The sequence below is a fragment of the Kitasatospora sp. NPDC059973 genome (assembly GCF_042737525.1).
GTDB lineage: Bacteria > Actinomycetota > Actinomycetes > Streptomycetales > Streptomycetaceae > Kitasatospora.
Genome location: NZ_JBHWUI010000009.1, coordinates 88,993 through 98,212, shown reverse-complemented (window position 1 = coordinate 98,212; position 9,220 = coordinate 88,993). Strand labels below are relative to the sequence as shown.

The window sequence follows — 9,220 nt, the reverse complement described above, 5'->3', positions numbered from 1 at the left end:
TATATCCGCCGGGCCCGCCCCCCCCCCCCCGGGGGGGGGCGGCGGCCGTGGCTGCTCGTACGCAGCACAGAGCAGCAAGAAGGCCCCGGGGGCGCAACCCCGGGGCCTGTCGGTCGCACCGCACCATGACGAGAGGACACGACCGTGGATCCCATGATGGCACTCGTCGGCACCCCGGCGAGCAACCCGAACACCACCGACTACGACGAGCTGTACGGCCGGTACGCCGGCCGCCTGCTCGCGGCCGCCGCCGAGCAGCTCGCCGAGATCAGCCCGGCCGCCGCCGACCTCGACGAGGACCTGGCCGACGCCGTGTGGGAAGCGGTCGAGGCCGGCCACTACCCGGACGGCACCCGCGGCTTCACCGGCCTGCTGATCCTGCTGCGCGACAAGGCCCGCCGGGTCCGAGCCCGGTCGACCGCCGCCACCGAGGCGATCCGCGAGGTCCTCATCGACCTGGACGAGCTCGCCGACGAGCCCGTCACCACGATCGCCACGATCCAGCCGCTCCCGGCCACCGTCTCCGCGGCCGTCGCGGCCATCCGCGCGCTCCCCCTGGCCGGGTGACCCCGTGGCCAGCGAGGCCCTGATCAAGTTGCTCGCGGCGAAGGCCGCCGCCGCGGCCGCCAAGGCGGCCGCCCGCGCCGCCGCCGACGCCCTCAAGGCCGCCACCCCCGGAGGACGCAAGTGATCACCGACCTGGCCGTCTGCCGCTCCTACATCGGCGGCGGCACCCCCGTTCCCCAGCCCACGCCGCCGGCCCCGCCCCAGCCCGCCTCCGGCGGTGGCCGGTGACGCCCGAGCAGCAGCGCGCCGAGACCGCGCAGATGGACGAGCTGCTGCGCCGCGCCCGGGAGATGCGGGCCAAGGCCCTCGCCGAGAAGGCCGGCGCCCAGCAGAAGTAGCCCTACACAGCCACGACGACGAGACGAGAGGGGACCGCCCGTGAGGACGACCGAGGAGCACGACCGCTGGCAGGCCGGGCTGGAGCAGATGCACGCCGACTACGAGGCGGCCGACCAGGCCGAGTACGCCGTGCACATGGGCGAGCTCGACGCCCGTGACGTCGCGGCCTGGGCCGACCCGGTCCTGGCGCAGCCGGCCACCGCCGGTGCGCTCCTGGAGCAGCGGCACGTTCTGCACGAGGCCGCGCACCCGGAGACGGTCGCCGCGCTCCACCGGCGCGCGCTCACGGCCCGGCTCGGCTGACCGCCGCCGGTTGCTGTCGTTCGCCGCCGCCTCGCCCCCGGCCACGGGTGCGGGGCGGCGGTGTTCGTCGGTGCCCGACGCACCGCTCTACGAGACGAGAGGACGAGTCATGGAGGGCCACTCCGCTGACCTGGAGCAGCTGGCCGCCGCGCTGGAGCGCGGGCCCCTGGACGTCACCGACGAGGAGCGCGAGCTCCTCCAGAGCCTGCCTGCCACCCTGCGGCTGGTCGCCCGCATGGTGGCCGGCAGTCGCTTCGACCACGCCGTCGGCAAGGCGCTGCCCGACGGCTCCGTCGTCACCGCGCCGATGCTGACCGGCCTGCCCGCCTGGTTCGAGCGGGCCGCCGTGACCGCCGACGGCATGGCGATGCGGAGCCTGTGACACCCCGCCCACCCCGCCCCACCCACCCGCCCCGGAAGGGAATCCCCTCATGCGCAGCCCCATGGACCTCCTCTACCTGCTCGGCATGGCCACCCCGGTCATCGTCCTGCTGGTCGTCCTGCTCACCCGCTGACCGCCTCGGTTGCCGCCGTTCGCCGCCGCGCCCGCCCAGCTCCACCGGGTGCGGGGCGGCGGTGTTCGACGGTTCCCGACGCACCGGCGCCACCACTTCGACGGAGGACAGCATGTTCGTGATCAGCCTCGGGGACTTCGACAAGATCGCCCAGCAGCTCGAAGGCCGCCACCACCAGAACTACCTGGGCACCGCGAAGACCGAGTTCAACAACCTCGTCTTCACCTTCAAGCCGTTCACGGGTACTGAGAAGGAGCCGGTGATGCTGGCGGAGGCATGGCGGGACGAGTCCCTCACCCGTGCCGCCCGCGAGGCCCTGGCCGCCGAGTACGAGGACGCCCGCCGGCTGTGGCTCGACGCCAGGTACGTCCGCGAGATGAAGGCCGCGGGCATCGGCGCCGCCGAGCTGTGGACCGCCTACACCCAGGCCCGCCAGGAGATGGACCGGCTCTTCTCCTCCCTGGACTCCACCGCCGACACCCAGTGGCGCTCGACCGTCTCCCGGCTGGTCACCGCTCAGGAGAAGGCGCTGAAGGAGGCCGCGGCCTGGGACCGCAAGGGCCGGACCATCATCGACGTCCACAACGCCCACAACTACAGCAACCTGTCCCAGCGCGAGGCCTTCGAGAAGGCCGGCCTCGACACCGCCTGGGAGTTCGGGGCCCGCAGCGACTACGACGGCTGGGGCCGCAGCCCGCTCAACCAGGAAGTCTTCAACGCAGTCGAGCGCCAGCGCGAGCACCTGCGCCAGGTCGCGAACCTGACCGGCGACCACCAGGCCTGACCACCACGTCGGTCGGTTGTCGTTCGCCCCCGCGCCGGACCGCCGGCGCGGGGGCGTTCGACGGTGCCCGACGCACCCGCCCCGACACCCCTCGACAGGAGAACCCCATGAGCAAGCCGACGCTGACCTGGACGATCCCGCGCGTGGAGCACACCCCCGACCCGCTGGCGCAGCTGACGGACCTGGGCCGCTGGCTGGACGACCCGGCCCGGCGCCTCACCTGGCGCGCGGCCCACAAGGACCGGCAGGCGGCCGCGACCGACGCCGACCGCGCCTACACCGACGCCCAGCGGGCCAGCCAGCGGTTCCCCGCCGCCCGGATCGTCGACCTGCGCGAGCAGCAGGACCTGGCCCACGGCCGCGCCGGCCTGCTCGCCCTGGTCGAGGCCCTCGCCGAGACGAGCCGCCTGCGCGTCACCACCACGGTGCTGCGCGGCGGGGCGGGTCCGGACGCGGCCGAGCCGCGGGCGCTGGGCGTGCTGGCGACGCGGATCGACTTCGGTACCCGTGAGCTCCTCGCGGAGCTCGCGGGTACGGACTTCGTCTACCCCGACGAGGTGCACCGCGCTGCGGAGGCCGCTCTTCGCCCGCTCACCAACCGTTGGCTGGCGGCGGAGGTCACCGGTGAGCCCGCGGTCCTCAGGGTCTGGGCCGAGGCGCTTGAGTTCGCCCTCGCCGTCGTCCAGACCGCCTCGACCCGCGCCTGACCCACGCCGCGTCCGAGCCCGTTTCGGAACCGGCCGCCCCCACTTCGCCGACAGCGGCGGCCGGTTCGGGAACGCGGAAACGCGTTTCGGGAGCACCGGCCGCCGTTTCGGCACCACCGATTCGAGCCCTTCCGGAGGCCTCCTGTGACGACCATCGACCGACCGCCGACGGCGATCCTGCCCGGCCCGCCGCGCATCATGCCGGGTCCCGCTTCGGCTGCGTCCGCCCCCGCTTCGGGAGCGGACGACGGCGTTTCGCGGGCACCCGGACCCGTTTCGGAGACGGCCGACGGCGTTTCGCCCGCGCCCACGGCGGGTCAGCTGACCACCCCGCAGAAGCTCGCGGCCGTCGGGATCGTGGCGGCCGCGGTCGCGCTGGCGGGCATCGGCCTCTACCTCTCCTTCGCGCACGTCGCCAGGTTCGCGCACGAGCGCCTCCACTTCGCCACCCTCGACATGGGCCAGCTGTTCACCGGCGGTGTGGACATCGGGATCATGATCATGATCGCGGTCGACCTGCTGATGGCCTGGCTCAAGCGGCCCATCTCCTGGATCCGCTACCCGGTCTGGCTGCTCACCGCCGCCACCGTCGTCCTCAACGGTGCCTCCGCCGCCCCGCAGGGCCGCCCCTGGCAGCTGATGGACTACCTCGCGGCCGGCGCCCACGGCATCGTCCCGATGCTCTTCATCATGGTGGTCGAACTCGGCCGCGACAGCATCGACCGCGTCGTGCGCCCGGAGCGGGCCGAGCGGGACTCCATCCCGCTGAACCGCTGGGTCCTGGCCCCCAAGGCCACCGCCCGCCTCTACCGGCGGATGCGCCTGTACGACGTGCGCTCCTACCCCGAGATGGTCCGCCGAGAACAGGAGCTCACCGCCTACGAGCTGTGGCTCAAGCGCAAGCACGGCGGCGACCTGAGCAAGGCGAGCGATGACGAGCTGCTGCCCATGAAGATGGCCCCGCACGGCTTCACCGTGGATCAGGCCCTGGCCATGCCGGACGACCAGGAGCGCGACGCCGAAGCCCGCGCCGAGGCGGCCGAGCACCGGCGCCTGGCCGCCGAGACCCGAAGCCGCCTCGCGCAGGCCGAGGCTGAGGCGCAGAAGTTGCGGGCGCAGGGCCGGGTCGAGGCGGTCCGGGCGCAGGTGGCCGGTGAGACCGGCCAGGCCCGGGCCCAGGCCCAGGCCCAGGTCAGCGCCGCCGAGCGGGTCGCCGCAGCGGAGGAGGCGGCACTGGAGACGGCGGTGATGGCCGAGGCGAAGGCCCGCACGGCCGGCGCCCAGCGTCTGGAGGCGGAGCAGCGCAAGACGAAGGCGGAGGCGGACCTGGCGGCGGCCGAGCTGGAGCGGCTCGCCGCGGAGGAGCGCCGGCAGGCCGCGGAGGCCGACCGGATCGCCGCCGCCGAGGCGGCCGCGGTCGAGACGCAGACCATCGCCGAAGCGAAGCTGGCCGCCCGCGAAGCGGACCGGGCCGCTGCCGAAACGGCGAAGGCCGCCGCCGAAACGCGGCGCGAGGCAGCCGAGAGGAACCGGCTCGCGGACGAGGAGCGGGCCCGCCAGGCGGCCGCGCTCGCCGCCGTCGAGCAGTCCAACCTGGCCGCCGCCGAAACGGCCAGGGCTGCTGCCGAAATCCGTCTGGCCGCTGCCGAAATCGAGCGGCGCGCGGTCGAAGCCGAGGACGTCGCCAGGCTCAAGCCGCGCGAGCGGGCGGTGCGCAAGGTCGTCCGGATGATCCTCGCGGTCAGCCCCGAGGGCGACGCCGACCTGCTGCCGCTGGCGGACATCCAGCAGGAGGTGGGGGTCACCTCCTACGGCACCGCCTCCGAGTACCGCCAGGAGGCTGCGGACCTGCTCGCCTCCGGCTACCGGCCCTGAGCAGCCCGCCCCACCGAGTGCCGGCCTCTCCGGTGGCCACCAGGACGCACCAATCGCCCTGGTGACCGCCGAAGGCGCCGATACGCCGATGCGCCGAGCACCACTCTACGACCCGGCCATCCGGCCGGAGCCCGGGTCCGAGAAACCCATCACCCCAGGTCAGGAGGCCACTGCCGCCTGCCCGAATGCTCTCGGAGGGAGAGCCCGCCATGGACCTGAACGCCCTGTTCACCGACGAGGGGATGCGGAAGTTCACCGCGACCCAACGCGACCAGCACCTCGAGGACGCCCGCCAGTACGGCCAGCTCGCCGACATCGTCGAGCAGCGCCTCAAGGCCACCCCGATCGACGGCGACCGCCCGCTGTCGGAGTGGCAGCGCACCCGCAAGGTCGTCGGCAAGCTGCGCCGGATGGAGAAGGCGTCGCGCCGTGCCGCCGCGTCGGCGGAGGCGCTGTACGCCACCTACGTCCACCAGGTGCTGGAGCTGCCGCAGCGCAGGGAGACGGCGGCGGCCCGCAAGGCCGCGCGCCGGGCCCGGCGCGGCGGGCGGCTGCACGGCGCGGTGGCCACCTCGCTGGGCAAGAGCGCGGCCCAGCTGTCCGGCGTGAACGCCCCCGCCGCGTCGGCCGACGGGGCCGTGAACGACGGGGTGTACCTGCCCGTCCAGTCGCCCGCCGGGGCGCCCGTCGAGGCCCCGGCCCCCGCGCCGATCAGCGGCATCGGCGACTTCTTCCCGGCGCCGAAGCGGGGGGTGTCCTGATGGCCCGGATGAGCCGGGCGGAGGCCGACGCGAAGCGCCGCCGCAACCGCCAGCAGCACTGGCGCGACGGCGGCGAGAAGGCCCGCGCGAAGGGCCCGGCCGCGTACGCCGCCTACTGGTGGGACGTCGCCCGGTCGATCGCCGTGGAGGCCGACCGGGAGGGCCGGCCGCAGGTCTGGAACGAGCTGTCCAGCGCGCTGCACGACTTCATGCAGCGTCACAACACGTAATCAACAACCGCAACCACAACCGGGTGGGGGCCGCTGCGGCGGCCACCTAAGGTGCGCGCGCGACGCGCGCGCGCGAGGTTGCCGTATCGGTGACTGTCTGTCAACTGTGAGAGGAGGAGGAATGAGCGACGACGAGGGCTCCGGCACGATCATCCCGTTCCCCGGAGGCGCTGGCGGAGGGGTCGGATTCGCGCCCCCGCCGCTGCCGGAGGCACCGCCTCCGCTGCCCGCCGAACCGGCCCAACCGGCCGTCCTGGAGATGCCGCCGGCCACCGGTCGGCGCTCCCCGCTGGAGACGCTGGCAAGCCTGTCCGACCCGGCCGAGATGGTGCCCGTCGAGCCCCCGCCGCTGCCGGATCCGCCGGGCTCGGCGAGCGCCCCGGTGCCCGGTGAGGTACCCGCGGCCTTCCGTTCCGAGGCCGCCCCCGAGGCGGCCCCCGGGCCGGGCCTGGGTTCGCTGTCGCTGGCGGCGATGCTCGCGGTGTCGGTCGCGGCGATGCGCGGCATCCACTCTGCGGTGACCGCGTTCCGGGCGAGCAGGGAGCAGCGCAAGGCCGTCGCCGAGGTCGCGGAGAAGGCCGGCACGGCGAGCAAGGAAGGCGGGAAGAAGGGCGGCCGGGACACGCTCACCCCCTCCCACGAGTGGGGCAGCCGCTCCCTCGACCGCTACCAGGGCGGCGGCCGAGGAGGCGGGGGCTGGGGGCCCGGTGGTGGCCGGGGCAGCGGCGGCGGGCCGGGTGGACCTGGCGGTCGTCGGGGCGCGGGATCCGCGCCGGCGCCCGGTCCGGCCACGTCCCCCAGCGGCGGCGGCCCCGGCGGCCGGAAGGGATCCGGCAGCGGCAAGGACGGCGGCACCGGAGCGGGCGCGTCGCCCAAGGGCAAGGACAACGGCAAGACCGGCCCCTCCGGTGCGGACAAGAGCCGCTCAGGCAAGGGCCCGGCCGGGTCGACCGGCGGGCCGGTGCACCGCCCCTCGCAGGGCGGCGGCCCCGCCGCCCAGGGCAAGACCGGCGGCAAGAACGCCGGCTCCGGTACCAGTGGCGGCGGTGCGGGCGGCAAGTCCGAGAAGAACGGCGCCGGCGGCGGTGCGGGCGGCGGGCAGAGCGGTGGCGGCCGCAGCGGCAAGAACGGCGCCGGTGGCACGAGCGGCGGGCAGAGCGGTGGCGGCCGCAGCGGCAAGAACGGCGCGAACACCCAGGCCCCCGGCAAGGGGAGCGGGAAGAACGGCCCCGGCAAGTCCGGGGCCGGTGCGTCCGGCGGGACCGCGCCGGGCAAGCCGGAAGGCAACGGCGGCCGGGTGAAGGCACCGACCGGCGCGTCCGGCACCGGCTCGTCCTCCGGCACCCTGCGCAAGGGCAAGGGGAAGAAGCGCGGCGGGGCCGGCGGACCGGGCGGGACGACGCCTCCCATGTTCGGCAAGCCGGGCCACAAGGAGAAGCTCGGGCCCGGGATGCGACACGGGACGCTGGAGGCGTACCAGGACTGCGACTGCCGCTGCCGCCGCTGCATGAAGGCCTACCAGCGCTACCGCACCACCCCGCCCGGCGCCAACACGCTCAAGGGCGCGGTGCGGCAGGAGTTCGAGCGGCGGTGGGCCAAGCGGATGCGCACCCACAAGCCGGTGTTCTCCCGGGTCTCCAAGAAGGCCAGGAAGAAGGCCGCCCAGCAGAAGGCGGCCAGGGCCGCCGCCTCGGCGGCCGCGGGTACCGGGCCGAACGCCGCCGGCTCGTCCACCGGGCCGGGTGCGAAGAAGACCCGCGGCGGATGGGGCGCCGCCTTCAACCGGGCCAGGGCCCGCGCGAAGAAGGCGACCACCCCGCCGCCCGGCATGGACACCGGCGGGTTCACCGCCGGGCCCGGCGGCACCACGACGGGGCGCAGCACGCCGTTCGGGGCGGCCGGGATGGCGAGCGCGGGCGAGGAGGTAATCACCGTGGTCCGGGAGGACCGGGTCGGTGACGCCGGGGCCTCCCGCAACCGGCCGCCCGAGCACCCCGCCGAGCAGGGCCTGCCCGCCACCGGGCCGGCCGCGCTCGGCCCGGCCCCGGTGAAGCACACTCAGCGGCCCGGCACCCGCCGCCCGCGCCCGATGCCGCCCGCCCCCAAGCCGTCCCCGGCCGAGGCTGCGCCGGTGGCGGCCGGTGCGCCCGACCAGCAGGCCGCCGCAGCCGTGGCGGCCTCCGTCCCCGCCCAGAGCGGGCCGAACAGAAGGAGCAGCAGCGTGTCCCTGCCCGCCACGAGCGGGGCCGTGCACGGCATGTCGGCCGAGCACGCCACCGAGATCACCATCGACGACGTCCTGGACGACCTGTCCAGGCTCACCCAGGAGGGCTTCGCCGCGCACGACACCTGCGTCGCCCTGGCCGAGCGGGCCCGCCGGATCCGCTACGACCTGGAGGAGCTGGCGGCCGAGCTGCGCACCACGCACAACGTCATCGGCAACCTCACCTCCACGGCGATGAGCCGGCTGGCGGAGTCGATGGACCTGCTGGCCCGCAAGGCCGACGAGATGAAGGTGTCGTCGCTGGAAGCGGCCGAGCAGGCCGAGAGCGCCGACCAGGCGATGGCCGACCACTACAAGCCCATCCAGCTGGCCACCGCCGACGCGGGCCTGCGCACCCCGTCCGCCCGCGTCCACAACGAGAACTGAGAAGGAGTAGCCGATGAGCGACATCGTTTCCTACGGCGGCGGCGAGATCGACCACGGCGGTGACGGCGGGACACCCGGGTTCCTCGGGCTCGCCGCCCGCACCGCCAAGCTGACCGCCAGCGCCCTCGCGCTCAAGCAGGGCATGTGGAAGCTGCGCCGGCACATGGAGGACAACGCCGACAAGGCCCGCAACCTGTCGGAGATGTGCGGGCAGGCCGGGGTGGTCGAGCAGTTCACCGCGCAGATCCTGGAGGTCTCCGGGGCGCTGACCCGGGTGGCCACCGCGTCGGGGGAGATGGCGAACGCCGCCGACGACACGGAGACGGCCGCCCGCTCCTTCGAGAACACCCACCGCGACGAGTACGGCGGCATCTACGAGGCCGCCCAGGCGTCGGGCGTGCCCATGGCCAAGCCCGGCTTCTACGAGGTCCGCTGACCGTCCGTTCGAACCGACCCCGCGGGGCCGCACCCACACCGGGTGCGGCCCCG

At 74.9% G+C, this 9,220-nt stretch carries 10 protein-coding genes; all 10 read left to right on the top strand.

All coding sequences use genetic code 11. From position 1 onward, the window contains the following. Window positions 1-153: 153 nt before the first annotated feature. Entirely contained in the window at window positions 154-567 is a 414-nt protein-coding gene (locus ACFWA9_RS04665; protein ID WP_380383078.1) for a hypothetical protein, read from the top strand. A 378-nt stretch (window positions 568-945) separates the two neighbouring features. Continuing rightward, on the top strand, window positions 946-1,209 hold the full coding sequence (locus tag ACFWA9_RS04660) for a hypothetical protein (RefSeq protein WP_380383076.1): 264 nt from the start codon (window positions 946-948) through the stop codon (window positions 1,207-1,209). A 109-nt stretch (window positions 1,210-1,318) separates the two neighbouring features. Further along, entirely contained in the window at window positions 1,319-1,591 is a 273-nt protein-coding gene (locus tag ACFWA9_RS04655; RefSeq protein ID WP_380383075.1) for a hypothetical protein, read from the top strand. 245 nt (window positions 1,592-1,836) lie between these two features. Continuing rightward, a complete protein-coding gene (locus tag ACFWA9_RS04650) occupies window positions 1,837-2,508 on the top strand; it encodes a hypothetical protein (protein WP_380383073.1) in 672 nt (223 codons plus the stop codon). A gap of 107 nt (window positions 2,509-2,615) precedes the next feature. Beyond that, window positions 2,616-3,215: a hypothetical protein gene (locus tag ACFWA9_RS04645; protein ID WP_380383071.1), complete on the top strand. Its 600-nt coding sequence runs from the start codon at window positions 2,616-2,618 to the stop codon at window positions 3,213-3,215. 357 nt (window positions 3,216-3,572) lie between these two features. Then, entirely contained in the window at window positions 3,573-5,090 is a 1,518-nt protein-coding gene (locus ACFWA9_RS04640) for a DUF2637 domain-containing protein (protein ID WP_380383070.1), read from the top strand. Window positions 5,091-5,299: 209 nt separating this feature from the next. Continuing rightward, complete coding sequence (locus tag ACFWA9_RS04635; RefSeq protein WP_380383068.1) at window positions 5,300-5,851, top strand: hypothetical protein; 552 nt, start codon at window positions 5,300-5,302, stop codon at window positions 5,849-5,851. After that, the gene (locus tag ACFWA9_RS04630; protein ID WP_380383066.1) at window positions 5,851-6,081 is read left to right on the top strand and encodes a hypothetical protein; all 231 of its coding nucleotides are present in this window, start codon (window positions 5,851-5,853) and stop codon (window positions 6,079-6,081) included. Before ACFWA9_RS04635 ends, ACFWA9_RS04630 begins: the two co-directional genes overlap by 1 nt. Before the next feature lie 121 nt (window positions 6,082-6,202). Further along, the gene (locus ACFWA9_RS04625) at window positions 6,203-8,731 is read left to right on the top strand and encodes a hypothetical protein (protein ID WP_380383064.1); all 2,529 of its coding nucleotides are present in this window, start codon (window positions 6,203-6,205) and stop codon (window positions 8,729-8,731) included. Window positions 8,732-8,744: 13 nt separating this feature from the next. Next, on the top strand, window positions 8,745-9,167 hold the full coding sequence (locus ACFWA9_RS04620; protein ID WP_380383062.1) for a conjugal transfer protein TraB: 423 nt from the start codon (window positions 8,745-8,747) through the stop codon (window positions 9,165-9,167). Window positions 9,168-9,220 lie beyond the last annotated feature (53 nt).

Coding starts and splice junctions, on each gene's coding strand:
- ACFWA9_RS04665 (WP_380383078.1), top strand. CDS start 154: ATGATGGCACTCGTCGGCACCCCGGCGAGCAACCCGAACACCACCGAC.
- ACFWA9_RS04655 (WP_380383075.1), top strand. CDS start 1,319: ATGGAGGGCCACTCCGCTGACCTGGAGCAGCTGGCCGCCGCGCTGGAG.
- ACFWA9_RS04650 (WP_380383073.1), top strand. CDS start 1,837: ATGTTCGTGATCAGCCTCGGGGACTTCGACAAGATCGCCCAGCAGCTC.
- ACFWA9_RS04645 (WP_380383071.1), top strand. CDS start 2,616: ATGAGCAAGCCGACGCTGACCTGGACGATCCCGCGCGTGGAGCACACC.
- ACFWA9_RS04635 (WP_380383068.1), top strand. CDS start 5,300: ATGGACCTGAACGCCCTGTTCACCGACGAGGGGATGCGGAAGTTCACC.
- ACFWA9_RS04630 (WP_380383066.1), top strand. CDS start 5,851: ATGGCCCGGATGAGCCGGGCGGAGGCCGACGCGAAGCGCCGCCGCAAC.
- ACFWA9_RS04625 (WP_380383064.1), top strand. CDS start 6,203: ATGAGCGACGACGAGGGCTCCGGCACGATCATCCCGTTCCCCGGAGGC.
- ACFWA9_RS04620 (WP_380383062.1), top strand. CDS start 8,745: ATGAGCGACATCGTTTCCTACGGCGGCGGCGAGATCGACCACGGCGGT.